This window comes from Pseudomonas sp. 203-8, assembly GCF_020708595.1.
Taxonomy (GTDB): domain Bacteria; phylum Pseudomonadota; class Gammaproteobacteria; order Pseudomonadales; family Pseudomonadaceae; genus Pseudomonas; species Pseudomonas aeruginosa.
Window position 1 is genome coordinate 55,900 of the sequence record NZ_JAJFDF010000013.1, and the last position, 25,425, is coordinate 81,324.

Annotated in this window: 25 protein-coding genes and 2 tRNA genes; 15 read left to right on the forward strand and 12 right to left on the reverse strand. The window is 65.8% G+C overall.

The genetic code is table 11. The annotated features are described in order from the left end of the window. Window positions 1-58 precede the first annotated feature (58 nt). A complete protein-coding gene (locus tag LJF27_RS26855; RefSeq protein ID WP_003114801.1) occupies window positions 59-694 on the forward strand; it encodes an RluA family pseudouridine synthase in 636 nt (211 codons plus the stop codon). Window positions 695-862: 168 nt separating this feature from the next. Continuing rightward, window positions 863-2,152 carry a M18 family aminopeptidase gene (locus tag LJF27_RS26860; RefSeq protein WP_003114800.1) on the forward strand — a complete coding sequence of 430 codons (1,290 nt, stop codon included), beginning with the start codon at window positions 863-865 and terminating at the stop codon, window positions 2,150-2,152. A gap of 42 nt (window positions 2,153-2,194) precedes the next feature. Here the strand turns inward: LJF27_RS26860 and LJF27_RS26865 are convergent, their stop codons facing one another. After that, window positions 2,195-2,746, reverse strand: coding sequence for a GNAT family N-acetyltransferase (locus LJF27_RS26865; RefSeq protein ID WP_003114799.1), 552 nt, complete (start codon window positions 2,744-2,746; stop codon window positions 2,195-2,197). Window positions 2,747-2,811: 65 nt separating this feature from the next. Next, window positions 2,812-3,528 carry a UTRA domain-containing protein gene (locus LJF27_RS26870; protein ID WP_003091585.1) on the reverse strand — a complete coding sequence of 239 codons (717 nt, stop codon included), beginning with the start codon at window positions 3,526-3,528 and terminating at the stop codon, window positions 2,812-2,814. 363 nt (window positions 3,529-3,891) lie between these two features. On the opposite strand from LJF27_RS26870, the gene LJF27_RS26875 reads away from it, so the two are divergent. The 6 genes from LJF27_RS26875 to LJF27_RS26900 are packed head-to-tail and all read left to right on the forward strand — an operon-like array spanning window position 3,892 to window position 9,082. Next, complete coding sequence (locus LJF27_RS26875) at window positions 3,892-4,950, forward strand: ABC transporter substrate-binding protein (protein ID WP_003160733.1); 1,059 nt, start codon at window positions 3,892-3,894, stop codon at window positions 4,948-4,950. A gap of 54 nt (window positions 4,951-5,004) precedes the next feature. Then, window positions 5,005-5,814 carry an alkaline phosphatase family protein gene (locus LJF27_RS26880; RefSeq protein WP_015649204.1) on the forward strand — a complete coding sequence of 270 codons (810 nt, stop codon included), beginning with the start codon at window positions 5,005-5,007 and terminating at the stop codon, window positions 5,812-5,814. Beyond that, a complete protein-coding gene (locus LJF27_RS26885; protein WP_003091588.1) occupies window positions 5,811-6,650 on the forward strand; it encodes an ABC transporter permease in 840 nt (279 codons plus the stop codon). Before LJF27_RS26880 ends, LJF27_RS26885 begins: the two co-directional genes overlap by 4 nt. Continuing rightward, window positions 6,637-7,434: an ABC transporter permease gene (locus LJF27_RS26890; protein ID WP_003091589.1), complete on the forward strand. Its 798-nt coding sequence runs from the start codon at window positions 6,637-6,639 to the stop codon at window positions 7,432-7,434. The genes LJF27_RS26885 and LJF27_RS26890 overlap by 14 nt, the downstream gene beginning before the upstream one ends. Before the next feature lie 2 nt (window positions 7,435-7,436). Then, window positions 7,437-8,432 (forward strand): ABC transporter ATP-binding protein, encoded by a 996-nt coding sequence (locus LJF27_RS26895; RefSeq protein WP_003109170.1) that lies wholly within the window; start codon window positions 7,437-7,439, stop codon window positions 8,430-8,432. After that, window positions 8,432-9,082: an HAD family hydrolase gene (locus LJF27_RS26900; protein ID WP_003091591.1), complete on the forward strand. Its 651-nt coding sequence runs from the start codon at window positions 8,432-8,434 to the stop codon at window positions 9,080-9,082. The genes LJF27_RS26895 and LJF27_RS26900 overlap by 1 nt, the downstream gene beginning before the upstream one ends. 60 nt (window positions 9,083-9,142) lie before the next feature. Here LJF27_RS26900 and LJF27_RS26905 read toward each other — a convergent pair whose 3' ends face one another. After that, window positions 9,143-10,105, reverse strand: a complete 963-nt coding sequence (locus tag LJF27_RS26905; RefSeq protein WP_003143495.1) for an NAD(P)H-quinone oxidoreductase — start codon at window positions 10,103-10,105, stop codon at window positions 9,143-9,145. Between the two features lie 129 nt (window positions 10,106-10,234). On the opposite strand from LJF27_RS26905, the gene LJF27_RS26910 reads away from it, so the two are divergent. Next, window positions 10,235-12,331 carry a carboxy terminal-processing peptidase gene (locus tag LJF27_RS26910; protein WP_003091593.1) on the forward strand — a complete coding sequence of 699 codons (2,097 nt, stop codon included), beginning with the start codon at window positions 10,235-10,237 and terminating at the stop codon, window positions 12,329-12,331. A 95-nt stretch (window positions 12,332-12,426) separates the two neighbouring features. Beyond that, window positions 12,427-14,175, forward strand: a complete 1,749-nt coding sequence (locus LJF27_RS26915; RefSeq protein ID WP_023117033.1) for a bifunctional diguanylate cyclase/phosphodiesterase — start codon at window positions 12,427-12,429, stop codon at window positions 14,173-14,175. A 13-nt stretch (window positions 14,176-14,188) separates the two neighbouring features. Here LJF27_RS26915 and LJF27_RS26920 read toward each other — a convergent pair whose 3' ends face one another. The 3 genes from LJF27_RS26920 to LJF27_RS26930 are packed head-to-tail and all read right to left on the reverse strand — an operon-like array spanning window position 14,189 to window position 15,337. Then, window positions 14,189-14,668 carry a sel1 repeat family protein gene (locus tag LJF27_RS26920; RefSeq protein ID WP_003114794.1) on the reverse strand — a complete coding sequence of 160 codons (480 nt, stop codon included), beginning with the start codon at window positions 14,666-14,668 and terminating at the stop codon, window positions 14,189-14,191. Further along, entirely contained in the window at window positions 14,658-15,023 is a 366-nt protein-coding gene (locus LJF27_RS26925; protein WP_003114793.1) for a hypothetical protein, read from the reverse strand. The genes LJF27_RS26920 and LJF27_RS26925 overlap by 11 nt, the downstream gene beginning before the upstream one ends. 2 nt (window positions 15,024-15,025) lie before the next feature. Beyond that, window positions 15,026-15,337, reverse strand: coding sequence for a helix-turn-helix domain-containing protein (locus LJF27_RS26930; RefSeq protein WP_003091597.1), 312 nt, complete (start codon window positions 15,335-15,337; stop codon window positions 15,026-15,028). Window positions 15,338-15,440: 103 nt separating this feature from the next. On the opposite strand from LJF27_RS26930, the gene LJF27_RS26935 reads away from it, so the two are divergent. Further along, the gene (locus LJF27_RS26935; RefSeq protein ID WP_014602680.1) at window positions 15,441-16,187 is read left to right on the forward strand and encodes a substrate-binding periplasmic protein; all 747 of its coding nucleotides are present in this window, start codon (window positions 15,441-15,443) and stop codon (window positions 16,185-16,187) included. Here LJF27_RS26935 and LJF27_RS26940 read toward each other — a convergent pair. The 4 genes from LJF27_RS26940 to LJF27_RS26955 all read right to left on the reverse strand — a co-directional run bounded on the left by LJF27_RS26940 (window position 16,175) and on the right by LJF27_RS26955 (window position 18,162). Next, the gene (locus LJF27_RS26940; RefSeq protein ID WP_003114790.1) at window positions 16,175-16,606 is read right to left on the reverse strand and encodes a YkvA family protein; all 432 of its coding nucleotides are present in this window, start codon (window positions 16,604-16,606) and stop codon (window positions 16,175-16,177) included. The genes LJF27_RS26935 and LJF27_RS26940 overlap by 13 nt on opposite strands. A 369-nt stretch (window positions 16,607-16,975) precedes the next feature. After that, window positions 16,976-17,737: an FKBP-type peptidyl-prolyl cis-trans isomerase gene (locus tag LJF27_RS26945; RefSeq protein WP_003091600.1), complete on the reverse strand. Its 762-nt coding sequence runs from the start codon at window positions 17,735-17,737 to the stop codon at window positions 16,976-16,978. 256 nt (window positions 17,738-17,993) lie between these two features. Beyond that, window positions 17,994-18,070 (reverse strand) — tRNA-Asp (locus tag LJF27_RS26950). 16 nt (window positions 18,071-18,086) lie between these two features. Next, window positions 18,087-18,162: transfer RNA gene (locus LJF27_RS26955), tRNA-Val, on the reverse strand. Between the two features lie 164 nt (window positions 18,163-18,326). Here LJF27_RS26955 and rdgC point away from each other — a divergent pair. The 4 genes from rdgC to LJF27_RS26975 all read left to right on the forward strand — a co-directional run bounded on the left by rdgC (window position 18,327) and on the right by LJF27_RS26975 (window position 21,147). After that, entirely contained in the window at window positions 18,327-19,247 is a 921-nt protein-coding gene (gene rdgC / locus LJF27_RS26960; protein ID WP_003091601.1) for a recombination-associated protein RdgC, read from the forward strand. An 86-nt stretch (window positions 19,248-19,333) separates the two neighbouring features. After that, window positions 19,334-20,269, forward strand: coding sequence for a bile acid:sodium symporter family protein (locus LJF27_RS26965; protein WP_003115569.1), 936 nt, complete (start codon window positions 19,334-19,336; stop codon window positions 20,267-20,269). Window positions 20,270-20,408: 139 nt separating this feature from the next. After that, window positions 20,409-20,723: a quaternary ammonium compound efflux SMR transporter SugE gene (gene sugE / locus LJF27_RS26970; protein WP_003091603.1), complete on the forward strand. Its 315-nt coding sequence runs from the start codon at window positions 20,409-20,411 to the stop codon at window positions 20,721-20,723. A gap of 214 nt (window positions 20,724-20,937) precedes the next feature. Beyond that, window positions 20,938-21,147, forward strand: coding sequence for a cold-shock protein (locus LJF27_RS26975; protein WP_003115568.1), 210 nt, complete (start codon window positions 20,938-20,940; stop codon window positions 21,145-21,147). Window positions 21,148-21,207: 60 nt separating this feature from the next. Here LJF27_RS26975 and LJF27_RS26980 read toward each other — a convergent pair whose 3' ends face one another. Then, a complete protein-coding gene (locus LJF27_RS26980) occupies window positions 21,208-23,082 on the reverse strand; it encodes an MFS transporter (RefSeq protein ID WP_003117607.1) in 1,875 nt (624 codons plus the stop codon). Between the two features lie 174 nt (window positions 23,083-23,256). After that, a complete protein-coding gene (locus LJF27_RS26985) occupies window positions 23,257-25,422 on the reverse strand; it encodes a TonB-dependent receptor family protein (RefSeq protein WP_003091606.1) in 2,166 nt (721 codons plus the stop codon). Window positions 25,423-25,425: the final 3 nt, after the last annotated feature.

Here is a 25,425-nt window from a genome sequence, read left to right on the forward strand (position 1 = left end):
TTTCACCGAGCCTGCCCGTCAGGCTCCCTGCCGCCTCCCGGCGATGAGCCCGTTCGCTATGCCGCTGTCCCAGATCCGAATCGTTCACCAGGATGACGCCCTGCTGGTGGTCGACAAGCCCACCCTGCTGCTGTCGGTGCCCGGCCGCGCCGATGACAACAAGGACTGCCTGGTCACCCGCCTGCAGGAAAACGGCTATCCCGAGGCCCGCATCGTCCACCGCCTGGACTGGGAAACCTCCGGCCTGATGGTGCTCGCCCGCGACGCCGACAGCCACCGCGAGCTGTCCCGCCAGTTCCACGACCGCGAGACCGAGAAAGCCTATACCGCCCTTTGCTGGGGCCTGCCGGAACTGGACAGCGGGCGCATCGAACTGCCGCTGCGCTACGACCCGCCGACCAAGCCGCGTCACGTGGTGGACTTCGAGCACGGCCGCCACGCCCTGACCTTCTGGCGCGTGATCGAGCGTCATGAACGCTGGAGCAGGGTCGAGCTGACGCCGATCACCGGCCGTTCGCACCAGTTGCGCGTGCACATGCTCTCCATCGGCCATCCGCTGCTCGGCGACCGCCTCTACGCCAACCCCGAAGCCCTCGCCGCCCACGAACGCCTGTGCCTGCACGCCAGCCTGCTGTGCCTGACCCATCCGCAGAGCGGCGAACGCCTGCGCTTCGAGTCGCCGGCGCCGTTCTGAGCCTTCCCCGCCGCGTCCCGGCCCGCCGGGACGCCGCCCGCCGATTTCCGGTACCCCGTCTTGCCATACAACGACCAGCTTCCGCTTTTTCTGGCCGGCCCCGCCGCCAACGACCTGAACCCCGTCGGACAATACGATAGACTGCATGGATTGCCGTCCGGAGCCACTATGCGCGCAGAACTCAACCAGGGCCTGATCGATTTCCTCAAGGCCTCGCCCACGCCTTTCCATGCAACCGCCAGCCTCGCCCGCCGCCTGGAAGCCGCCGGCTACCGCCGCCTCGACGAGCGCGACGCCTGGCACACCGAAACCGGCGGCCGCTACTACGTGACCCGTAACGACTCGTCGCTGATCGCCATCCGCCTGGGCCGTCGCTCGCCCCTGGAAAGCGGCTTCCGCCTGGTCGGCGCGCACACCGACAGCCCCTGCCTGCGGGTCAAGCCGAACCCGGAGATCGCTCGCAACGGCTTCCTCCAGCTCGGCGTCGAAGTCTATGGCGGCGCCCTCTTCGCCCCCTGGTTCGACCGCGACCTGTCACTGGCCGGGCGCGTCACCTTCCGCGCCAATGGCAAGCTGGAAAGCCGCCTGGTCGACTTCCGCAAGGCCATCGCGGTAATCCCCAACCTGGCCATCCATCTCAACCGCGCCGCCAACGAGGGTTGGCCGATCAACGCGCAGAACGAACTGCCGCCGATCATCGCCCAACTGGCGCCGGGCGAGGCCGCCGACTTCCGCCTGCTGCTCGACGAACAGCTGCTGCGCGAGCACGGCATCACCGCCGACGTGGTACTGGACTACGAGCTGTCGTTCTACGACACCCAGTCCGCCGCGGTGGTAGGTCTCAACGACGAGTTCATCGCCGGGGCGCGCCTGGACAACCTGCTGTCCTGCCACGCCGGCCTGGAAGCCCTGCTCAACGCCGAAGGCGACGAGAACTGCATCCTGGTCTGCACCGACCACGAGGAAGTCGGTTCCTGTTCGCATTGCGGCGCCGACGGTCCGTTCCTCGAACAGGTACTGCGCCGCCTGCTGCCGGAAGGCGACGCCTTCAGCCGGGCGATCCAGCGCTCGCTGCTGGTCTCGGCCGACAACGCCCATGGCGTACACCCGAACTACGCCGACAGGCACGACGCCAACCATGGCCCGGCGCTGAACGGCGGTCCGGTGATCAAGATCAACAGCAACCAGCGCTATGCCACCAACAGCGAAACCGCCGGCTTCTTCCGCCACCTCTGCCAGGACAGCGAAGTGCCGGTGCAGAGCTTCGTGACCCGCAGCGACATGGGATGCGGCTCGACCATCGGCCCGATCACCGCCAGCCAGGTCGGCGTGCGCACCGTCGACATAGGCCTGCCGACCTTCGCCATGCACTCGATTCGCGAGCTGGCCGGTAGCCATGACCTGGCGCACCTGGTCAAGGTGCTCGGCGCCTTCTACGCCAGCAGCGAGCTGCCCTGAGCGCCAGGCGCGCTCACGCCCCGGGCATTCGCCCGGGGCCACTCAGGCGTGCGCAGCGTGCCATTCGCTGCGCAACAGCGTGTAGATCGCATGGTCGTGGGCACGCCCGGCGATGATCTCGTTGGCCCGGATCACTCCGTCGCGCCGGAAGCCCTGGCGCTCGGCGGCGCGCTGGCTGCGCAGGTTCTCGGTGGAACAGCGGATCACCAGGCGCTGCCGGTCGTAGCCAAGGAAACCCAGCTCGATCGTCTTCCCCAACGCCCTGGCCAGCAGCCCGCGCCCTTGCGCGGACGCCGCCAGCCAGTAGCCGATGCTGGCGCTGCGACTGTCCTCGGTGAAGTCGTGCAGGTCGATGACGCCGACCAGGCATCCGGATTCGACGATCCCGCAGCGGCAGCTCCTGCGCTCCGCCCACAACCGCTGGCCTTCGCCAATGAAACGGCGGGTATCGTCCACGCTCTGCGTCAGCGGCACCCACGGCATCCAGGGCGCCAGGTGCTCGCTGTTGGCACGTACCAGGCGGAACAGTTCCTCCGCGCGCGGCTGGTCGAGCAGCTCCAGGTGCAGGTCGGACGAAATCGGCAGTATGAACATGCGAGGGCTCCTTTTCCCGGAGCCCCATCCTCGCAGAAGGTGCCGCAGGTCGTCGACGCGTGGCGTTACTGCGGTACCTCGACGCTGATATGGATGGCGTCGTGGCGCCAGAACTCCAGGTCGCAGTCGATCAGCCGACCACGCTGGTCGCGGTTGATCCGGCTGATGCGCAGGGCCGGGCTGCCCACCGCCACCTTCAGCGGCGCCGCAGCCTCGGCATGCAGTGCTGTGGGCACCATGTCGAAACGCACCCGCCCATAGTGGATGCCGTACTCGCTGGCATAGAGTTCGGTCAGCGAGCGGGTCAGGTCGTGGCCGAGGATTCCGGGGAAGTACTGCGCGTTCAGGTAGTGCTCGACATACAGCACCAGCCGCCCGTCCACCCGCCGCGCCCGGCGGATCTGGTAGACGCTGGACAGCGCCGGCAGCTCCAGCAGCTCGCAGACCGCCGCGCTCGCCGGCATCTGCCGGGCCGACAGAACCTCGGTCGCCGGCACCCGGCCCTGTTCGCTGACCATCGCATGGAAGTGACTGCGGACCAGCGGGTTGTAGGCCAGCCGCTCAGGGGAGACGAACCAGCCGCGGCGCTCCTCACGGTAGATCAGGCCCTGCGACTCCAGTTGGATCAGCGCCTCGCGCAGGGTGATCCGGGTCGTCGCGAACAGCTCGCTGAGCTTGCGCTCGGCCGGCAGCTTGCCACCCGCCGGCAGCAGACCATGGCCGATCTGCTCGCTGAGCGCCCGGCAGATCGCCGTTACGGTGGGTAGCGCTTCGTCACGCATCGACAGCTTCCTTATTGGTCTAGTCCAGCCCCAACAAGGGGCATTTCCGCCGGCCCGCCCTGTGCCTCCGGCTCGTCCGATGCTAGGAAACCCAGATGACCGGGACGTGACAGGTACAAGACAACGGTCTTCCCGGAGGCGCCCGGCGCCCATGGAATCGAGGGCTTAAGCATGGTCTACGCTTCTGCGGATGCAAGCCGCGGCGATGCCAGGCGCGGCTAGCTGACATGAAACCGTCATCCAGCGGCTCTAGATTGGCCTGGGTCTTGCTGATCTAGACCACACCCGCGGCAGTCCCGCCCGAAGGAGCGTCGAGAACTCCCGAGGCTGCCCGACCGAACCTCTCGAACGAAGGAGCACCGAATGAAACGCATGCTTGCTTCATTGCTGGGAACCACCATCGCCCTCGGCAGCGGCCTGGCGTTGGCCGCCGAAGCGGACCTGCAGGCGCTGGAACAGGCCGCGCGCAAGGAAGGCCAGGTCAACAGCGTCGGCATGCCCGACAGCTGGGCGAACTGGAAGGACACCTGGAAGGACCTTGAGAGCAAGTATGGGCTCAAGCACATGGATACCGACATGAGTTCGGCCCAGGAGCTGGCCAAGTTCAAGGCCGAGAAGGACAACGCCAGCGCCGACATCGGCGACGTCGGCGCCGCCTTCGGCCCCATCGCCGTGCAGCAGGGCGTCAGCCAGCCGTACAAGCCGAGCACCTGGGAACAGATCCCGGCCTGGGCCAAGGACCAGGACGGCCACTGGGCACTCGCCTACACCGGGACCATCGCCTTCATCGTCAACAAACAACTGGTGAAGGACGTACCGCACAGCTGGGCCGACCTGCTGCAGGGCAAGTACAAGGTCACCATCGGCGACGTCAGCGCTGCCGCCCAGGCGGTCAATGGGGTGCTCGCCGCGGCCATCGCCAACGGCGGCGACGAGAAGAACATCAAGCCGGGCCTGGAGTTCTTCGGCAAGATCGCCAAGCAGGGCCGCCTGTCGCTGACCAACCCGGTGATCGCCACCCTGGAAAAGGGCGAGGTCGAAGTCGGCATCGTCTGGGACTTCAACGGCCTCAGCTACCGCCAGCAGATCGACCCGGAGCGCTTCGAGGTGCTGATCCCCTCGGACGGCTCGGTGATCTCCGGCTACACCACCATCATCAACAAGTACGCCAAGCACCCGAACGCCGCCAAGCTTGCCCGCGAGTACATCTTCAGCGACGCCGGACAGATCAACCTGGCCAAGGGCAACGCGCGACCGATCCGCGCCGAGAGCCTGACCCTGCCGGACGACGTGAAGGCCCAACTGCTACCCAACGAGCAGTACGCCAAGGCCCAGCCGATCAAGGACGCCAAGGCCTGGGAGGAAACCTCCAAGCGCCTGCCGCGGCAGTGGCAGGAAGCGGTGATCATCAACATGCAGTGACGCGGAGCGCGGCCGCCCTCCCCGGCGGCCGCCCCGCATCGACGGATACCCCGAATGCGCCACGACGTCATCCTCGTCCTGTTGGACGGCCTCAACCATAGCGTCGCCCGCGACTGCATGGGGCATCTCCAGGCCCTCTGCGGCGCCGGCCGCGGCCAGTCGTACCGCCTGGAATGCGAGTTGCCTTCGCTGTCCCGGCCGCTCTACGAATGCATCCTCACCGGAGTGCCGCCGATCGATAGCGGCATCCTGCACAACGACGTGGTCCGCCTGAGCCAGGAACAGAGCCTGTTCCACTACGCCCGCGCGGCCGGCCTGAGTACCGCGGCAGCGGCCTACCACTGGGTCAGCGAACTGTACAACCGCGCGCCGTTCGACCCGGCCCGCGACCGCCACACCGACGACAGCGCAATGCCGATCCAGCGCGGACACTTCTACTGGAGCGACCACTATCCGGACTCGCACCTGTTCGCCGACGCGGAAAGCCTGCGCCGCCGGCACGCACCGAACTTCATGCTGGTCCACTCGATGAACATCGACGACGCCGGGCACAGGCACGGCCTCGCCAGCCCCGCCTACCGCAACGCCGCGCGGCGCGCCGACGCACTGCTGTCGGAATACCTGCACCAGTGGCTGGCGGCCGGCTACCAGGTGGCGATCACCGCCGATCACGGAATGAACGAGGACCGCAGCCACGGCGGCATCCTCGAGGAGGAGCGCGAGGTGCCGCTGTTCGTCTTCGGCGACGCCTTCAGCCGCGACGACCTGGCGCAACCGCTGCAGACCGACCTCTGCGGCACGCTCTGCGAAATCCTCGGCGCCGCCCACGACAAACCCGTCTGCCGGGAGCTGCTCGCCCCATGAAACGACTCTCCGGCAAATGGCTGGCGCTGCTGTTCCTGCTGCCCTTCGCGGCGTTCTTCGTGATTTTCCAGATAGCGCCGCTGGCCTGGGTCGCGCTGAACAGCCTGAAGGCCAGCGACGCCTGGAGCCTGGCCAACTACCTCGAGCTGTTCGGCTCGCCCTTCTACCGCCAGGCGATCCGCCACAGCCTGGAGATCGCCGGCTGGTCGAGCCTGCTCGGCCTGCTCATCGCGGTGCTCGGCAGCCATTCGCTGCGCCACGTCGACAGCCGCCTGCGCGACTTCGTCATGGCCTTCTCCAACATGACCAGCAACTTCGCCGGGGTACCGCTGGCGTTCGCCTTCATCATCCTGCTCGGCTTCAACGGCGCGCTGACCCTGTTGCTCAAGCAGGCCGGCTGGATCGACGACTTCAATCTCTACTCGAAGACCGGTCTGATAATCCTCTACACCTATTTCCAGATCCCCCTCGGGGTGATGCTGCTCTACCCGGCCTTCGACGCCCTGCGCGAGGACTGGCGCGAGTCCGCCGCGCTGCTCGGCGCCAACGGCTGGCAGTACTGGCGACACATCGGCATCCCGGTGCTGACCCCGGCGCTGCTGGGTACCTTCGTCATCCTCCTGGCCAACGCCCTCGGCGCCTACGCCACGGTGTACTCGCTGACCACCGGCAACTTCAACGTGATCCCGATCCGCATCGGCGCGCTGGTCGCCGGCGACGTGTTCCCCGACCCGAACATGGCCAGCGCCCTGGCCATGGTGCTGGTCGGCCTGATGACCCTGATCACCCTGGTCCACCAATGGCTGCTGCGCAGGAGCTACCATGTCGCGCGCTGATCGACGTCCTGCCGCGCTCTACCATCGCCTGGTGGTCTGCGCGCTGTTCCTGATCCTGGTCCTGCCGCTGGCGGCGACCCTGCTCTACTCGCTGGCCACCCAGTGGTCGGCGACCCTGCTGCCGGACGGCCTGACCCTGAAGTGGTACCTGACGCTGTGGAGCGACCAGCGCTTCCTGCTGGCCTTCGCCCGCTCGCTGCTGGTCTGCTTCGGCGCCCTGGCGTTCAGCGTGTTGCTGATCCTGCCGCTGATGTTCGTCATCCACTACCACTTCCCGCGCCTGGACGGCGTGATGAACGTGCTCATCCTGCTGCCCTTCGCGGTGCCGCCGATCGTCTCCTCGGTGGGCCTGCTGCAACTCTATGCCAGCGGGCCGCTGGAAATGATCGGCACGCCCTGGGTGCTGGTCGGCTGCTACTTCACCATCGCCCTGCCGTTCATGTACCGGGCGATCACCAACAACCTGCAGGCGATCAACCTGCGCGACCTGATGGACGCCGCCCACCTGCTCGGCGCCAGCACCTGGAAGGCGGCGCTGCTGGTCGTGCTGCCGAACCTGCGCAAGGGGGTGATGGTGGCCCTGCTGCTGTCGTTCTCCTTCCTCATCGGCGAATTCGTCTTCGCCAACCTGCTGGTCGGTACCCGCTACGAGACCCTGCAGGTGTTCCTCAACAACATGCGCAACAGCAGCGGCCACTACACCAGCGCAGTGGTGGTCTCCTACTTCGTGTTCGTCCTGGTCCTGACCTGGGCGGCCAATCGACTGAACAAGGACAAGGCCTGATCATGTCGTTCGTCAGCGTCGAACAGCTCGACAAGAGCTACGGTGCCACCAGCATCTTCCGCGATATCGACTTCGCCGCCGCCCGCGGCGAGTTCGTCACCCTGCTCGGCCCCAGCGGCTGCGGCAAGTCCACCCTGCTGCGCTGCATCGCCGGGCTGACCGAGGTCGACAGCGGGCGCATCCTCATCGACGGCGAGGATGTGGTGCCTTTGCCGCCGCAGAAGCGCGGGATCGCCATGGTGTTCCAGAGCTACGCGCTGTTCCCCAACATGACCGTGCAACAGAACGTCGCCTTCGGCCTGCGCATGCAGAAGGTGCCTGCGGCGGAACTGAAGCAGCGGGTCGCCGAAGCCATCGAACTGGTGGAGCTGGGCGAGTACGCCGCACGCTACCCGCACCAACTCTCCGGCGGCCAGTGCCAGCGCGTGGCGCTGGCCCGCTCGCTGGTGACGCGCCCGCGCCTGCTGCTGCTCGACGAGCCGCTGTCGGCCCTCGACGCGCGCATCCGCAAGCACCTGCGCGAACAGATCCGCCGCATCCAGCAGGAGCTGGGGCTGACCACGGTGTTCGTCACCCATGACCAGGAGGAAGCGCTGACCCTGTCCGACCGCATCGTCCTGATGAACGCCGGACGCATCGTCCAGAGCGGCGACGCGGAGACCCTCTACACCGCGCCGGAAAACGCCTTCGCCGCCGGCTTCATCGGCAACTACAACCTGCTCGACGCCGAACAGGCCAGCCGCCTGCTCGGCCAGCCCTGCGCGCAACAGGTGGCGATCCGCCCGGAATCCCTGCGCCTGGGCAACGAACCGAGCGAAGGCGTGCCGGCGCTGGTACGCTCGCACAGTCTGCTCGGCAACGTGATCCGTTACCGCGTCGAGGCCGCCGGGGTGGAACTCACCGTCGACGTCCTCAACCGCAGCGCAGACCGCCTGTATCCGGCCGGCAGTCAGCTGACGCTGGTCATCGATCGCAACAGTATTCGAGAGGTAGCTTGATGAGCCTGGTGATCTTCGACCTGGACGAAACCATGATCCACGGCGACTGCTCCAGCCTGTGGAGCCAGCGCATGGCGAGTCTCGGCTGGGTCGACGAATCCTTCGTCCGCCGCGACGCCGAACTGATGGAGCAGTACGCCGAGGGCAAGCTGTCCATGGACCTGTACATGGACTATACCCTGCAACCGCTGATCGGTCGCAGCGTCGAGGAAGTCGAGCGGGAAGTGGAGGCCTACGTCGAGGAGGTCATCGAGCCGCTGATCTACAGCGACGCCTGCGCCTGCCTGGCGCGCCACCGCAGCGCCAACGACCGGGTGCTGATCGTCTCCGCATCCGGGGTGCACCTGGTCAAGCCGATCGCGGCGCGGATCGGCGTCGACGAAGTCCTCGCCATCGATCTCGAAGTGCTCGACGGACACTACACCGGCCGCACCCTCGGCACCCTCACCTATCGCGAAGGCAAGGTATTGCGTCTGCTCGACCTGCTGGAAGGAGACGATCGCCAACTGGCCGACGCCTGGTTCTATTCGGACTCGCGCAACGACCTGCCGCTGCTGAAGCTGGTCGGCCATCCGAACACGGTCAATCCGGACCCGACCCTGCTCGCCTACGCCAAGGAAATGGGCTGGCCGGTCAACGCCTGGCGCTGACAGGCTCGCCGCGAAAGCGCGAGCGGATCGCGCTTTCCATCGCCTCGCCGAAGCGGCCCTTCAGGCCAGCGACGGGTCCACCACCAGCACGACCTTGCCCTGCACCTGGTTGCTCGCCAGCGCCTCGAACGCCGCCTCGGCGTCGCCGATCGGGAAGGTTCGCTCCAGCTGCGCACGGAGTTTCCCGGCGGAGAACAATGGCCAGACCTTCAACCCCAGCTCGGCGATCAACTGCGCCTTGAACTCGGTATCGCGGGTACGCAGGGTCGAGCCGGTCAACTGGATGCGTTTGCCTAGCAGTTGAGCCAGGTCCAGTTGCGCCTCGCGGCCGCCCATCAGGCCGATGATCACCCAGCGCCCGTCGCGCCGCAGCAACTCCAGGTTCAACCCGGCATAGCGGGCGCCGACCGGATCGAGGATCACGTCGAACGGGGCGAAATCGCGCAGCGATTCCAGGCTCTGCTTGCGCAGCACGCCGCCGGCGGCGCCCAGGGATTCGCAGTAGGCCAGGCGTTCGGCGGAACCGACGCTGACCCAGCAGGGGTTGCCGAACGCCTTGCACAATTGGATGCCGGCCGAACCGACGCCGCTGGCGCCGGCGTGCAGCAGCACTTTCTCGCCGGGCTGCAACGCCGCCAACTGGAACAGGTTCAGCCAGGCCGTGGCGTAGACCTCCGGAATCCCCGCCGCCTCCGCCAGGCTCAGCCCTGCCGGGACCGGCAGTACGTGGCGCGCGTCCACCACCACTTCCTCGGCCATGCCGCCGCCGGCGAGCAGCGCGCAGACCCGGTCGCCGACCTGCCAGGTGCTGCCCGCGCCCACCTCGCTGACCACACCCGCACACTCGAGCCCCAGCGCCGGGCTGGCGCCGGGTGGCGGCGGGTAGAGCCCGGCCTTCTGCAACAGGTCGGCGCGGTTGAGTCCGGCGGCCGCCACGCGGATGCGGATTTCGCCCTGACCGCAGGACGGGGCGGCGATTTCCGACCACTCGACACGACCTTCGATACCTTGCAATGCGTTCACGCTGCCTCCATAGTGGGGTTGTCACGGCCCGATCACCCAGAGTCGGGCTTTTTGCATTGCGCCAAGGGAACCCGGCGCCGGCTAATAAGGCCTAATATGCGTCATTACTCCGCGATCAGTCGAATCAGCATGAAGCGTTTTCTGCCCCGTACCGCCCTGTTGCTCCTCCTCGGCGCCAGTTCGCTGCCGCTGTTCGCCTCGACCGCCGTCTCCGTCGGCAGCGCCCAGAATTCCTGGGACAGCCTGCAGCCGGACCGCGAGCAGGTCATCGCCAGCCTCAACGTCGTGGAACTGCTCAAGCGGCACCACTACAACAAGCCGCCACTGAACGATGAACGCTCGGCCAAGATCTACGACAGCTACCTGAAGATGCTCGATCCGGCGCGGATGTACTTCACCGCCGGCGACATCGCCGAGTTCGATCGCTGGCGCAACAGGTTCGACGACTTCCTCAAGAGCGGCGACCTCGATCCCGGCTTCGTCATCTACAAGCGCCACCTCGACCGCCTGAAAGGTCGGCTCGACTATGCCCTGGCGATGCTCGACAAGGGCGTCGACAAGATCGACTTCAGCGTCGACGAGAGCCTGCTGATCGACCGCGAAAAGGCCCCCTGGGCGAAGGACACCGCAGAGCTCGACGACCTCTGGCGCAAGAAGGTGAAGGACGAGGTCCTGCGCCTGAAGATCACCGGCAAGGACGACAAGGCGATCCAGGAACAGCTCACCAAGCGCTACAAGAACCAGCTGTCGCGCCTGAAGCAGACCCGCAGCGAAGACATCTTCCAGGCCTACATCAACGCCTTCGCCCAGTCCTACGATCCGCACACCCAGTACCTGTCGCCGGACAACGCGGAAAACTTCGACATCAACATGAGCCTCTCGCTGGAAGGCATCGGCGCGGTGCTGCAGAGCGACAACGACTACGTCAAGGTCGTACGCCTGGTGCCGGCCGGCCCGGCGGCGAAGAGCAAGCAGATCGCCACCTCCGACAAGATCATCGGCGTCGCCCAGGGCAAGGGCGAAATGGTCGACGTAGTCGGCTGGCGCCTGGATGAAGTGGTCAAGCTGATCCGTGGGCCGAAAGGTTCCCAGGTACGCCTGGAAGTGATTCCGGCGAGCAACGCGCCGAACGACCAGACCAGCAAGATCGTCGCCATCACCCGCGAGGCGGTGAAGCTGGAGGACCAGGCGGCGAAGAAATCCATCATCAAGGTCGACCACGAAGGCCGCAGCTACAAGCTCGGCGTGATCGACCTGCCGGCCTTCTACCTGGACTTCAAGGCCTACCGCGCCGGCGACCCGAACTACAAGAGCACCACCCGCGACGTGAAGAAGCTGGTCGCCGAGTTGCAGAAGGACAAGGTCGATGGCATCGTCCTCGACCTGCGCAACAACGGCGGCGGCTCCCTGCAGGAGGCCACCGAGCTGACCGGCCTGTTCATCGACCAGGGCCCGACCGTGCTGGTGCGCAACAGCGACGGCCGCGTCGACGTGCTCAACGACGACGAAGGCAAGGCCTTCTATACCGGCCCGCTGGCGGTGCTGGTCAACCGTCTCTCGGCCTCCGCCTCGGAGATCTTCGCCGGCGCCATGCAGGACTACCACCGCGCGCTGATCCTCGGTGGACAGACCTTCGGCAAGGGCACCGTGCAGACCATCCAGCCGCTCAACCACGGCGAACTGAAGCTGACCCTGGCGAAGTTCTACCGTGTCTCCGGGCAGAGCACCCAGCACCAGGGCGTGATCCCGGACATCAGCTACCCGTCCATCGTCGACGACAAGGAAATCGGCGAAAGCGCCCTGCCCGACTCGATGCCCTGGGACACCATCCGCCCGGTGGTGAAGGACGAGGCCAACCCGTTCAAGCCGTTCCTCGCGCAACTCAAGGCCCAGCACGACGCGCGCACCGAGAACAACGCCGACTTCGTCTACGCCCGCGAGCGCCTGGCGCTGGCCCAGGAGCTGATGAAGGAGAAGACCGTCAGCCTGAACGAGGCCAAGCGCCGCGCCCAGCAGACCAGCATCGAGAACCGCCAGTTGGCCATGGAGAACGCCCTGCGCAAGTCCAAGGGCCAGGAGCCGCTGAAGGAACTCAAGCGCGAGGACGAGAACGCCCTGCCGGAAGAGGACGACAAGACCAAGCCGCAGGACGACGCCTACCTCACCGAGTCCGGGCACATCCTGCTGGACTACCTGAACCTCAACTCGGCGGTGGCCAAGCACTGAGTTCAGCGGGAGCGTCATAAAACAGTCATGGGACTGTCGTGAAATACGGGGCCGGTTGCACAACCGGCCCTTTTTCATTGCGACGAGAGCGTTCCATGACCGTCACCGAGCAGTTGAGCGCCCTGGACAGCATCCTGGCCCACGGCGACCTGCACTGCCTGTTCCAGCCCATCCTCTCGCTTTCCGAACGGCGCCTGGTCGGCTACGAAGCGCTGACCCGCGGTCCGTCCAACAGCCCGCTGCACTCGCCCCTGGCGTTGTTCGCCGTGGCCCGCCAATGCGGACGGCTGAGCGAACTGGAACTACTCTGCCGACAACGCGCCTTCAGCCGCTTCCGCGACATCCAGGGCGACGCCATGCTGTTCCTCAACGTCTCCCCGGAGTCCCTCCTCGAGGCCGGTCATCCGCCCGGCCGCACCCTGCAATTGCTGCAACAGCTGGGGATCTCGCCGAACCGGGTGGTGATCGAACTGACCGAGCAGACCCCCATCGACGACTTCGACCTGCTCGACACCGCGCTGCACCACTATCGCGCCATGGGCTTCTCCATCGCCCTCGACGACCTCGGCGCTGGCTACTCCAGCCTGCGCCTGTGGTCGGAACTGCGTCCGGACTACGTGAAGATCGACCGCCACTTCGTCGACGGCATCCACCTGGACACCGTGAAACGCGAGTTCGTCGGCTCCATCCTGAAGATGGCGCGGGCCTCTCGCGCCCAGGTCATCGCCGAAGGCATCGAACTGCCCGAGGAACTCGCGGTGCTTAGCGAGATGGGGGTCGACCTGGTGCAAGGCTATCTGTTCGGCCGCCCGCAGGAACACCCGGCGAGCGACGTACAACAGATGCTGCCCAGCGCTGACGCCCCCAGCCAGTCTTCCAGCGACGAGCACGGCGACCTGCGTGCGCTGCTGCTGGAACAGCGCGCGGTCGACGTTCGCACCTCGACCCAGGAAGTGGTGGAAATCTTCCGCCGCCAGGCCAACCAGAACTCCCTGGCGATCCTCGACGAAGAAGGGCGTCCCATCGGCATCGTCCATCGCCACGCGCTCACCGACGCCTTGCTCCGGCCCTTCGCCTGCGACCTGTTCCTGCGCAAGCCGATCAGCCGCCTGATGAGCGACGATTTTCTCGCCGTGGAACTCGGCCAGACCCTGCAGCAGGTCAGCCGCCTGCTGACCAGCCGCGCACGCCAGCGTATCGAGGAAGATTTCATCGTCACCCGCGGCGGGCACTATGCGGGCATGGGCCGGGTGATCGACGTGCTCAGGCTGATCACCGAGGAAAAGCTCCAGCAGGCGCGGCACGCCAATCCGCTCACCTTGCTTCCCGGCAACGTGCCGATTCAGCAATGCCTCGAACGCCTGCTGCAACAAAGGCGCGAGGCGGTGATCTGCTACATCGACGTCGACAGCTTCAAACCCTTCAACGATCTCTACGGCTACGCCCGCGGCGACGAGGTCCTGCTGTGCCTGGCACAGTGCCTGAGCGAACGGATCGACCCGGGCAGCGACTTCGTCGGCCACATCGGCGGCGACGACTTCATGCTGGTGCTCGGCCCCGAGGACTGGCGCACACGGATCGACCGGTTGCTGGAAACCTTCCAGAGCCAATGCCGGCGCTTCTACAGCCGCGAGCACCTGGAAGCCGGCTGTTTCGTTGCGCACAACCGCCATGGCCAGCGCGAGGAGTACCCGCTGCTGTCATTGTCCGTCGGCGTGGTGCACCTACCGGCCGAAGCCTGCCAGGGAATGGATGCCGCGCACCTGGCGACGCTGGCCTCCGAGGCCAAGCGCCAGGCCAAGGCGGTGCCAGGCTACAGCCTGCACCTGATCGAGGCCGCCTGAACCGTTCGTTCAGCTAGAGACCGAGCGCGGACGCCCGTTGCGCATAGTGCTCGGCGCGCTCGCTGTCCGGCGCCAGGCCCGGGCCTCCATCGCGGTAGAGTTCCGCCAGCTTGCGCGCCGCCAGCGGGTGGCCCGCCTCTGCCGCTAGTGCCCAGTGGCGGCTGGCTGCCAGCGCGTCGGGCGCTTGCCGGCTGTCGCCCTTGAGCGCCTGCACGCCGAGCTGGTAGGCCGATTTCCCATCGCCCGCGCTGGCAGCCAGGCGCAGCAGGCGCAGGCCCTCCTCGCGTGCGCCGAAGCCCTGTCCACGGAACAGCAGCAGGTGACCGTAGAACGCCTGGGCGTCGCGGTGTCCGAGGTTGGCCATGCGCGAGAACTGCCCTTGCATCCACTGCCAGGCTCGCGGCTGCTTGACCAGCCAGGGCCAGCCCAGCAACTGCCGGGCCACGCCGTAACCGAGGCGGGCGCGCAGGCGCCAGATCCATTCAGAGTTCATCGGGATACTCGAATTCGAAGACACGGACCACTTCCGCCGCATGCCAGCCAGCCGCGGCCGGGCCGTCCGGCGGACCGGAAAAACGCCCGAGGCGCTCCACGCACTCGAAGAAACCGGTGCGCGGCAAGCGGCTTGCGCCCTGGCTGATGACCAGCGAACTGCGCAACGGACGCCCCGAGCGCGCATCCAGCGATGCCAGGTGCTCGAGAGCCGCTGTGAGGGTGGTCATCGCCGGAGTCGGCAGTTGCAGGCGCTCGATCAGCGCCCGGTAGGTGAGCAGATGACGCTGGCGACGCGCATCCTCGATTTCCAGCAGCAGGCTATCCCAGTGTTTACGGCTGATCAGCACACTCAAGGTCAGGCCCCCGTCGCTTTGCCCAGCACACGCTCCAGGGCGAACAGGATGGCCTCGCTGGCCTCGCGTTCGCCGCGTTCGATCATCGCCATGTAGGAAGGACTGATACCGACCTCCCGGGCCACCTGTTCCAGGCTCAGGCCGCGCGCCTCGCGGCGCTCCAGCAGGCTCGCGGATGGCACCGCCGGCGCGGTCGTCTCCACCGCGACACTGGCGGCCGGGCGACCGGCGGCGGCCAGCAACGCCTGGTATTCGGCCCAGGGCAACACCGCGTATTCCGCCTCGCCGTCTCGCGTGATCACTTGGACATTCATGTCGGTCTCCTTGCAAGCCGCCATCTTATCAGGCACCGCGCCGCTGCGGACTGGCTATACTGCTGCCCTGGTCACACAGTCTGCCTGGTGGAGGAGCCCACGGGTGCGCCGGAGAAGTCTTGGTTTGTGCATCCTGCTGGGAGTCGGACAGGCCTTCGCCGGCGAGCTGCGCTGGGGCTTCAGCCCCGCCGACGGCATGCCCTACGTGGACATCGTCGATCACCAGCTGCAAGGCGGCTTCACCCGCCAGTTGGGGGAGCGGGTCGCGCAGCGGCTGGGATTGTCGCTGCGTTTCGTGGAAACGCCGAACCGAAGGATCGACGGCTTCATGGCCAGCGGACATATTCACGTGATCTGCAACTCCAACCCCGGATGGGATAGCAAACCCGAACGCTACCATTGGTCTCCTGCCCTCTTCGAAGAGCAGGACGTCCTGCTGCAGCGCGACGACCGTCCGGCGATCCGCGACTTCGCCGAGCTGCGCGGCAAGACCCTGGGTACAAGTCTAGGCTATGTCTACGCGGACAATCTCATGCAGGCCTTCGCTGCCGGGGAAATTCGCCGCGAAGATACCCGCGACCTGGCCAGTCGCGTGCAGATGCTCAAGCGTTCGCGCCTGGACGCCGCGGTGGACATGCGCCGCCCGCTGCTCTACCTGACGCGCCAGCATCCCGAGCTGGGCCTGAGGGTCAGTCCGCTGGTACTGCAGAGCTATCGGATGCACTGCATCTATGGCGGACAACTGCCGGTCCCCGTCGAAAGTATGGACCGGGTGCTCGATGAGATGGTCAGGGACGGCAGCATCGGGCGCCTACTGGAAAACAGCCTGCAAGCGCCTCAGGAACCCTGAACGCGCTCCGCCCTGGGAGCCGGCAGCTCTCGCAGCGCCTGTTGCGTCTCGACGCCCTGGGCGTCACGCCAGACCTTGAAGGCATCCAGCTCGGCCTGCCAGCGACGCACTACCCAGGCCAGGACGGCGAGATCGTCGAGCAGGCCGACACCGAAGATGAAGTCGGGAACGATATCCACCGGCGAAAGGAAATAGGCCAGCGCCGCGATCACCGAGAGCAACGCCTGGCGGCTGAGTCCGCGGTATTCGCCGCGAACCCAGGCCACCAGCAGTTCCTGCAGCAGGCGCAGGTCGCTCTTCACCAGCTTCAGGCGCGAGCGCTTGCGTGCTACTGCAATCAACAAGGCGGGCACCCGGCCACGGGCCAGGAAACGTTCCGCGATCCCCAGGTAACGACTGAATCCTCGTGGTGCATCCATCCTTCCACCTCGCTCAAGCGCTTGCCGCCGAGGCTCTCCGGGTTATCCACGCATACTGTGGATAACCTTGTGAACAGCCCCCCCTTCCGTCGGCGAGAAGCCCGTCGCTACAGGCTTTCCGACAGATCGGACACTTTTTAGACAATGCTCTAAAAGCATTGAAAATCAAGGGTTTGACCTAGCGCAACGGACAACCCTAGGTCAATACCGTAGGTCGGGTCGACGTGCGACAAATGTGTGCATAAGGGTAACACCGGCCGTGCCCTCGACCTGTTTTCAGACCCTCGCGGCAGCGCCTGGGTTCAGCCGAATCCGCAAATGAAAACGCCCCGTCATGGACGGGGCGTTTCATGCATCGCGGCGGAAAAATTACTTCTTCGCGTCCGCCTTGGCTTCGGGCTGCGCTGCGGCACCGGCCTCGGGCTCCGCGTCCGGCTTGGACGGATCCTTGATGCCGAGCAGTTCCATGTCGAAGACCAGTACCGAGTTGGCCGGGATCGCCGGGCTCGGGCTCTGCGCGCCGTAGGCCAGCTCGCTGGGGATGTACAGCTTGATCTTCTCGCCGACGTGCATCAGTTGCAGGGCTTCGACCCAACCCGGGATCACGCCGCTGACCGGCAGGTCGATCGGGCTGCCGCGCTCGATGGAGCTGTCGAAGACGGTGCCATCGGTCAGGCGGCCTTCGTAGTGGACGGTCACCACGTCGGTGGCCTTCGGTTGCGGGCCATCGGCCTTCTTCACGATTTCGTACTGGAGGCCGGAAGCGGTGGTGGTCACGCCGTCGCGCTTGCCGTTTTCCTCGAGGAATTTCTTGCCGGCCTTGGCGTTTTCGTCGCCGATGGCGGCCATCCGCTCCTCGGCACGTTTCTGCAGGAAGGCGAAGGCTTCGGTCAGCTCTTCATCGGTGAGCTGCTGCTTCTTCTTGCCGAGGGCGTCTTCGATGCCCTTGGCGACGGCTTTCGAATCCAGGTCGTCCATGCCTTCCTGGGACAGGCTCTTGCCCATGTTCAGGCCGATACCATAGGAAGCTTTCTGTGCCGGGGTCTTCAACTCAACGTTGGTCTGCGAATCGCAGCCGGAGAGAACCAGACCGACCAGTGCGATCGCTGCTGCCAACCGATGTTGTTTCATGCTGAGTCCTTTAATCTGTTCGCCGCTCGGGCATATTCGATGAAGCCGCGAGCTTAGCAGGCTGTCGCGACCAGTGGCTATGGGCAATAGGAACAGGTGCGCGCGGATAAGTTCAAGGCCGAACTTTCCGAAAAATGAAGGAGATAGCAGAACGAACGCGTGGAACGAGGACAGAAGAACAGCGGAAAGGAAGCGTCGAGAAACGTCGAATTATGAAGCGGGAAGGAAGCGCAAGAGATACAGCTGAGGAAGGAAATGGCGCAGCGGACGGGACTCGAACCCGCGACCCCCGGCGTGACAGGCCGGTATTCTAACCGACTGAACTACCGCTGCGCGTAACTTGCGAGATTGGTGGGTGATGACGGGATCGAACCGCCGACCCTCTGCTTGTAAGGCAGATGCTCTCCCAGCTGAGCTAATCACCCTTCACTCTCGAAGTGGGGCGCATTCTACGGAGCGATTCGCCCCCTGGCAAGCCCCTCGATGAAAAAAATTTTCTGCCGTTCCAAGGAGTTAGCGACGGACCGGGGTTGGCCTGAGCCGCCAGCGGCGGAATAATGGGTCCTTTGTGCCCGGAGAGAACGACCCCATGTGGTTCCGCAATCTGCTCGTCTACCGCCTCACCCAGGATCTGCAACTGGATGCCGATTCCCTCGAGAAAGCCCTCGGCGAAAAACCCGCCCGCCCCTGCGCCAGCCAGGAGCTGACCACCTACGGCTTCACCGCGCCGTTCGGCAAAGGCCCGGACGCACCGCTGGTACACGTCAGCCAGGACTTCTTCCTGATCTCGGCACGCAAGGAAGAGCGCATCCTGCCGGGCAGCGTCGTGCGTGACGCACTGAAGGAAAAGGTCGACGAGATCGAAGCCCAGCAGATGCGCAAGGTCTACAAGAAGGAACGCGACCAGTTGAAGGACGAGATCGTCCAGACCCTGCTGCCGCGCGCCTTCATCCGCCGCTCCAGCACCTTCGCCGCGATCGCGCCGAGCCTCGGCCTGATCCTGGTCGACTCGGCCAGCGCGAAGAAGGCCGAAGACCTGCTCTCGACGCTGCGCGAAGCGCTCGGCTCCCTGCCGGTACGCCCGCTGAGCGTGAAGGTCGCGCCGACCGCGACCCTCACCGACTGGGTCAAGACCCAGGAAGCCGCCGGCGACTTCCACGTGCTCGACGAATGCGAGCTGCGCGACACCCACGAGGATGGCGGCGTGGTCCGCTGCAAGCGCCAGGACCTGACCAGCGAGGAAATCCAGCTGCATCTCACCGCCGGCAAGCTGGTCACCCAGTTGTCCCTGGCCTGGTCGGACAAGCTGTCCTTCGTCCTCGACGACAAGCTGGCGGTCAAGCGCCTGCGCTTCGAAGACCTGCTGCAGGAGCAGGCGGAAAAGGACGGCGGCGAAGACGCCCTCGGCCAGCTCGATGCCAGCTTCACCCTGATGATGCTGACCTTCGCCGAATTCCTTCCGGCGCTCTTCGAGGCCCTCGGCGGCGAAGAAATCCCCCAGGGCGTCTGACGCCCCGCTCTCCCGGCGGCGCCCGCCGCTGGGAGAGTCGCGCCCGGCATGGCAGACTGGCGGCCGTCCAATAACAAGGAAAGCCCATGCGTGCCCTGACCGCCCTGAGCCGCTTCGTCAGCGCCAGCTTCCCGTTCTGGGTCCTGCTGTTCGCCATCCTCGCCTTCTTCCGCCCTGCCTGGTTCCTCCCGCTCACCGCAGCCATCGCGCCACTGCTCGGCCTGGTGATGTTCGGCATGGGCCTGACGCTCAAGGGCGAAGACTTCCGCGAGGTCGCCCGGCACCCCATACGGGTGCTGATCGGCGTGCTGGCCCAGTTCGTCATCATGCCCGGCCTGGCCTGGCTGCTCTGCCGCCTGTTGCAGTTGCCGGCGGAGATCGCGGTGGGCGTGATCCTGGTCGGCTGCTGCCCCGGCGGCACCGCTTCCAACGTGATGACCTGGCTGTCCCGTGGCGATGTCGCCCTGTCGGTGGCGATCACCTCGGTGACCACCCTTCTCGCCCCGCTGGTCACGCCGGCGCTGGTCTGGCTGCTGGCTTCGGCCTGGCTGCCGGTGTCGTTCGCGGCAATGTTCCTGTCGATCCTCCAGGTGGTGCTGGTGCCCATCGCCCTCGGCCTGCTGGCACAGCGCCTGCTCGGCGAGCGCACCCGGCAGGTGGCGGAGGTGCTGCCGCTGGTCTCGGTATTCAGCATCGTGGTGATCATCGCCGCGGTGGTGGCCGCCAGCCAGGCGCGGATCGCCGAGTCCGGCCTGCTGATCATGGCCGTGGTGATGCTGCACAACGGCTTCGGCCTGTTGCTCGGCTATCTCACCGGCAAGCTGACCGGCATGCCGCTGGCGCAGCGCAAGGCCCTGGCCATCGAAGTCGGCATGCAGAACTCGGGGCTCGGCGCGGCGCTGGCCAACGCCCATTTCTCGCCCCTGGCAGCGGTGCCCAGCGCGCTGTTCAGCGTCTGGCACAATCTCTCCGGTTCGCTGCTGGCCGCCCTGTTCCGGCGCCTGGATGATACGCCGCGTTGAACTGGGTCCCGGTCGGGAAGCCTTGTCCCGACCGATGAACCATGCAAAATACCGCACGCAGTGAGGACGACCTCACCACCCGCCTCCGGCCGGTGATCGAATGGGGACGGCCCCGCCACCCGTTGCCCTGGAGATCGCCATGTCCTGGATCATCCTGTTTTTCGCCGGCCTGTTCGAAGTGGGCTGGGCCGTTGGTCTGAAATACACCGAGGGCTTCAGCAAGCCGCTTCCCACGGTCCTCACGGCGCTCGCCATGCTGGTCAGCCTGGGCCTGCTCGGCCTGGCCATGAAGCACCTGCCGCTGGGCACCGCCTATGCCGTCTGGACCGGGGTCGGCGCGGTCGGCACGGTCATCGCCGGGATCGTCCTGTTCGGCGAATCCATGGCATTGCTGCGCCTGGCCAGCGTCGCGCTGATCGTCTGCGGACTGGTCGGCCTCAAGCTGAGCCATTAGACATCCATCGAATATGCTCCGAGGGGTATCGCTTTCCGCAGTTTTATCGCGTACTCTGCGACCACTGTGCTTGCTTGGGTCACAGTGAATCGTGACCTGGTGTGGTAGATCTCGGTCCGCTCATCGCCTCGGCTCCTCGTACTCTTTGCAACTCAGTACCTACCGGCTCGGATATTTCCGTCGCCGCAATCAACTTTGTTTCAGGAGTTACACCATGTCGAATCGTCAGAACGGCACCGTAAAATGGTTCAACGACGCCAAAGGCTTCGGCTTCATCACCCCGGAAAGCGGTAACGACCTGTTCGTTCACTTCCGTTCCATCCAGGGCACCGGCTTCAAGAGCCTGCAGGAAGGCCAGAAGGTTTCCTTCGTGGTCGTCAACGGCCAGAAAGGCCTGCAAGCCGACGAAGTACAAGTTGTCTAACTTGTAGTTCGCCAAAAAAAGCCCCGGCATCGCCGGGGCTTTTTCGTTTCTGCGGATCGATCAGCGAGCTTCGCCGCGCAAGCTCGTCACCCGCGCCTGCAGGTCGAGGCGCTCCACCGCCTCCGGCGCCACCGATTCGCCGGCCACCAGGCTTACCCGCGACCACAGGCGGCGGAAGAAGCCCTTGTTCGGGTCGCGGCTGAAGAAGCTGCCCCACAGACCCTGCAGCGCCATGGGGATCACCGGAACCGGGGTTTCCTCGATGATCCGCTCGATCCCGGCGCGGAACTCGTTCATCTCGCCGTCGGCGGTCAGCTTGCCTTCAGGGAAGATGCACACCAGCTCCCCGTCCCTCAGGTAGTCGGCGATGCGCTGGAAGGCGCGTTCGTAGATCCCTTCGTCCTCGTGGCGCGCCGCTATGGGCACCGCGCCGGCGGTGCGGAAGACGAAGTTGAGCACCGGCAGCGAGAAGATCCTGTAGTACATGACGAAGCGCACCGGCCGCCGGATCGAGCCGGCGATCAGCAGCGCGTCCACGTACGAGACGTGGTTGCACACCAGCACCGCCGCTCCCTCGTCCGGGATCGCCTCCAGGTTCACATGCCGGACCCGGTACATGGTGTGGCTGAGCAGCCAGACCAGGAAGCGCATGGTGAATTCCGGGACGATCTTGAAGATGTACACGTTCACCGCGACGTTCATCAGCGACAGGGCGAGGAACAGCTGCGGGATCGACAGCTTGGCGACGCTGAGGAAGAGGATCGAGACCAGCGCAGCGGCGACCATGAACAGGGCGTTGAGGATGTTGTTGGCGGCGATCACCCGGGCCCGCTTGTCCTCGTCGGTGCGCGCCTGGATCAGGGCGTACAGCGGTACGATATAGAAGCCGCCGAAAATGCCGATGAACAGGATGTCGGCCAGCACCGCCCAGGTCTCATGGTGGCGCAGCACCGCCAGCCAGTCGTAGGGCGCCTCGCCTGGGGGAATGCCGCCGGCGTGCCACCAGAGGAGGATGCCGAAGACGGTCAGGCCGATCGAGCCGAACGGCACCAGGCCGATCTCCACCTTGCGACCGGAAAGCTTCTCGCAAAGCATCGAGCCCAGCGCGATGCCCACCGAGAACACGGTGAGGATCAGGGTCACCACGCTTTCGTCGCCGTGCAGCCATTCCTTGGCGAAGGTCGGGATCTGCGTCAGGTAGACCGCGCCGAGGAACCAGAACCAGGAGTTGCCCACCAGCGAGCGCGAGACCGCCGGGCGCTGGCCGAGCCCCAGGCGGAGGATGCTCCAGGACTGGGCGAAGATGTTCCAGTCGAGCTTCAACCCCGGCAGCGCCGCCGCCGCTCGCGGAATGCCGCGGCTGGCCAGGTAGCCGCAGGCGGCCACCAGCACCACCGCGGTGGCCACCGCCGCCGCGTAATGCGCATGGGACATCAGCACGCCGGCGCCGATGGTGCCGGCCAGGATCGCCAGGAAGGTGCCCATCTCCACCAGCGCGTTGCCGCCGACCAGTTCGTCCTCGTGCAGGTGCTGGGGCAGGATCGAATACTTCACCGGGCCAAATAGCGCCGAGTGGGTGCCCATGGCGAACAGCGCGACGAACATCAGCGGCAGGCTGCCGAAGACGAAGCCGGCAGCGCCGACCAGCATGATGCCTACCTCGGCCAGCTTCAGCGCGCGCATCAGCGCGTCCTTGTTGTACTTCTCGCCGAACTGTCCGCCCAGTGCCGAGAACAGGAAGAACGGCAGGATGAACAGCAGTGCGCAGAGGTTGACCAGCAGGCTGCGGTCGCCGCTGACGCTGAGGTGATAGAGGATGGCGAGGATCAGCGACTGCTTGAAGATGTTGTCGTTGAAGGCGCCGAGCAGCTGGGTGATGAAGAACGGCAGGAAACGCCGCTTGCCCAGCAGGGCGAATTGCGAATGTTGGGTCATCGTCCTTGTTACCTTGCGTGGCCGCCGAAAGGAAGCCCGTCATCGATTGGACTGCATGGACCGCGGATCAGGCCACAGCGTTCCGATGGAAATTCCGCGCCCATCATAGAACAGGCGTCCGCGTTACCGCAGGACGCCTGTCGTCGGACGATGCGCCAAGTCGCATCCGAATATTCAGAAACCGACGCTGGCCTGCATGAACAGCGTTCGCGGCTGACCCACGTAGATTCCCGAATTGTTGTCGCTGGAGCGGGTGAAATACTGCTTGTCGAACAGGTTCTTCACCCCGAGTCCGAGCTTCAGGTTCGACGCCTGCGGGCCGAAGTCGTAGCCGACGCGGGCATTCCAGGTCACGTAGCCGGGAATGTCGCCGTACTGGCCGTCGGCGCTGGGCTCGGTGATGTAGTTGTGGGTGAAGTTGCCCTGGCTGTCGGTGCTCAGCCCTGGCGCGCGCTGCATGGACTGGGCGAAGGCGTCGAGGTTGTAGGTCCAGCGGTCGACCTCGTAGCGCACCCCGGCGGTGGCCACCTGGCGCGAGTAGAGCGGCAGGTCGCGCCCCTTGAAGGAGGGAATGTCGCCTTCGTAGGTGGCGCGGGTATAGGTGAGGCTGCCGTAGACCGACAGGCCGTCCAGGCGCGGATCGAGAGCGGCGAAGTCATAGTGGCCGGAAGTCTCGATGCCCTGGTGCTTGGTGGCGCCGAGGTTGGTCCAGCCGACGTCGTTGCTGACGTACTGCAGCTCGTCGTCGAAGTCGATGTAGAACAGCGTGATCTCGCCGCCCCAGCTGCCGTTGTCGTAGCGCGTGCCCAGTTCGTAGGTCTTGGCCTTCTCCGGCTCCAGGCCGGCGGCGGTATCGTTGCCGCTGCCGCCCTGGCCGAGCTGGAAGTACTGCAGGCTGCCGAACGATTCGGAGTAGTTGGCGAACAGCTTCCACTCGTCGCTCAAATGATACATCAGGCTCAGCGCCGGCAGCGGTTCGTTGTAGTCCTTGCTGCGCTTCTTCTCCTGCACCGGCTTGCCGTTCAGGCCGAGCACCGGGCGGTCGCGCCAGTCGCTGTCGATCTTCTCGAAGCGGATGCCGGGGGTGATGGTCCAGTTGCCGACATCGATCTTGTCGTCGATGTAGAAGGCGCTGGCCTCGGTACCGCCGGTACGGTCCTGGTAGGTATGGCCGTCCGAGCCGGGACGCACGGTCGGCACATTGTCGACCAGGGCCAGCTGACTGGCGCGCTCGTTCATCGCTTCCTTCAGGTAGCGGTAGCCGATGCCGATCTCCTGGGTGGTCGGGCCGGCGAAGAAGATCCGCGAGACCCGCGGCTCCACCGCGAACACATGGTAGTCGCGCGGGTACGAGGTGATGGTCCTGAGGTTGCGCGCGGCGATGCTGCTGCCGCGGAAACTGTCGCTGTAGTAGGTGAGCACCTCGAACTGGGTGAGGTCGTCGACCTGGCGGGTGTACTTCAGCGAGAAGTCCTTGCGCCGACCACGGAAGTTGTCCCAGTCGCGCACCGACTGGAAGGGATCGTCGTCGTACTGCGCCTGGGTCAGGCCGCCCGGCATATCGGCGTAGGCGTCGTAGTAGTGGAAGTTGGCCGCCAACTGGTCGCTGTCGGTGAGCTGCCAATGGGTCTTGAGCAGCACGTCGTCGATATCGTTGTCGTTGTTGCCGTCGCGGTAGTCGGCGCCCTTCACCCCGGAATACAGCAGCGCCACGCCCAGGCCGTTGTCGGCGGTCCCGCCGAGGAACGCCTGGTTGAGCTTCTTCCAGCCGCCATGGCCGGCATGCTCGATGGTGGTGCCGATTTCGCCGGAGAACTTCTCCGGAATCGCCCGGGTCACGAAGTTGATCACCCCGCCGACGTTCTGCGGGCCGTAGCGCACCGAGCCGGCGCCGCGCACGACGTCGATACTCTCCAGGTTGCCGATGGACAGCGGCATCATCGACAGCTGCGGCTGGCCGTAGGGCGCCACCGCCGCCGGCACGCCGTCGATCATCACCGTCGAGCGCGGCGACAGGCGTGAAGTCAGGCCACGCACCCCGACGTTCAGGGAGATGTCGCTGCCGCCGGTACCGTTGTTGTCCTGCACTTGCACGCCGGGCACCTTGCGCAGCACGTCGCGGACGTTCTGCGCACCGCTCTCGAGCATTTCCCGACGACGCACCACGCTGCGCGCGCCGGGATGGTTCTGCACCACCGCCTGGTCGGCTTCGCCCAGCCAGTCGCCGACCACGGTGACCGTGCCCAGCTCCTTGGCTTCCTCTTCGGCCTGCGCCGCCTGCATGGACACACCCAGCGCGATGGCGACGGCCAGGCGCGACAACGAACTCACGGACGACATCGA

Coding starts and splice junctions, on each gene's coding strand:
- LJF27_RS26855 (WP_003114801.1), top strand. CDS start 59: ATGCCGCTGTCCCAGATCCGAATCGTTCACCAGGATGACGCCCTGCTG.
- LJF27_RS26860 (WP_003114800.1), top strand. CDS start 863: ATGCGCGCAGAACTCAACCAGGGCCTGATCGATTTCCTCAAGGCCTCG.
- LJF27_RS26865 (WP_003114799.1), bottom strand. CDS start 2,746: ATGTTCATACTGCCGATTTCGTCCGACCTGCACCTGGAGCTGCTCGAC.
- LJF27_RS26870 (WP_003091585.1), bottom strand. CDS start 3,528: ATGCGTGACGAAGCGCTACCCACCGTAACGGCGATCTGCCGGGCGCTC.
- LJF27_RS26875 (WP_003160733.1), top strand. CDS start 3,892: ATGAAACGCATGCTTGCTTCATTGCTGGGAACCACCATCGCCCTCGGC.
- LJF27_RS26880 (WP_015649204.1), top strand. CDS start 5,005: ATGCGCCACGACGTCATCCTCGTCCTGTTGGACGGCCTCAACCATAGC.
- LJF27_RS26885 (WP_003091588.1), top strand. CDS start 5,811: ATGAAACGACTCTCCGGCAAATGGCTGGCGCTGCTGTTCCTGCTGCCC.
- LJF27_RS26890 (WP_003091589.1), top strand. CDS start 6,637: ATGTCGCGCGCTGATCGACGTCCTGCCGCGCTCTACCATCGCCTGGTG.
- LJF27_RS26895 (WP_003109170.1), top strand. CDS start 7,437: ATGTCGTTCGTCAGCGTCGAACAGCTCGACAAGAGCTACGGTGCCACC.
- LJF27_RS26900 (WP_003091591.1), top strand. CDS start 8,432: ATGAGCCTGGTGATCTTCGACCTGGACGAAACCATGATCCACGGCGAC.
- LJF27_RS26910 (WP_003091593.1), top strand. CDS start 10,235: ATGAAGCGTTTTCTGCCCCGTACCGCCCTGTTGCTCCTCCTCGGCGCC.
- LJF27_RS26915 (WP_023117033.1), top strand. CDS start 12,427: ATGACCGTCACCGAGCAGTTGAGCGCCCTGGACAGCATCCTGGCCCAC.
- LJF27_RS26920 (WP_003114794.1), bottom strand. CDS start 14,668: ATGAACTCTGAATGGATCTGGCGCCTGCGCGCCCGCCTCGGTTACGGC.
- LJF27_RS26930 (WP_003091597.1), bottom strand. CDS start 15,337: ATGAATGTCCAAGTGATCACGCGAGACGGCGAGGCGGAATACGCGGTG.
- LJF27_RS26940 (WP_003114790.1), bottom strand. CDS start 16,606: ATGGATGCACCACGAGGATTCAGTCGTTACCTGGGGATCGCGGAACGT.
- LJF27_RS26945 (WP_003091600.1), bottom strand. CDS start 17,737: ATGAAACAACATCGGTTGGCAGCAGCGATCGCACTGGTCGGTCTGGTT.
- rdgC (WP_003091601.1), top strand. CDS start 18,327: ATGTGGTTCCGCAATCTGCTCGTCTACCGCCTCACCCAGGATCTGCAA.
- LJF27_RS26965 (WP_003115569.1), top strand. CDS start 19,334: ATGCGTGCCCTGACCGCCCTGAGCCGCTTCGTCAGCGCCAGCTTCCCG.
- sugE (WP_003091603.1), top strand. CDS start 20,409: ATGTCCTGGATCATCCTGTTTTTCGCCGGCCTGTTCGAAGTGGGCTGG.
- LJF27_RS26975 (WP_003115568.1), top strand. CDS start 20,938: ATGTCGAATCGTCAGAACGGCACCGTAAAATGGTTCAACGACGCCAAA.
- LJF27_RS26980 (WP_003117607.1), bottom strand. CDS start 23,082: ATGACCCAACATTCGCAATTCGCCCTGCTGGGCAAGCGGCGTTTCCTG.
- LJF27_RS26985 (WP_003091606.1), bottom strand. CDS start 25,422: ATGTCGTCCGTGAGTTCGTTGTCGCGCCTGGCCGTCGCCATCGCGCTG.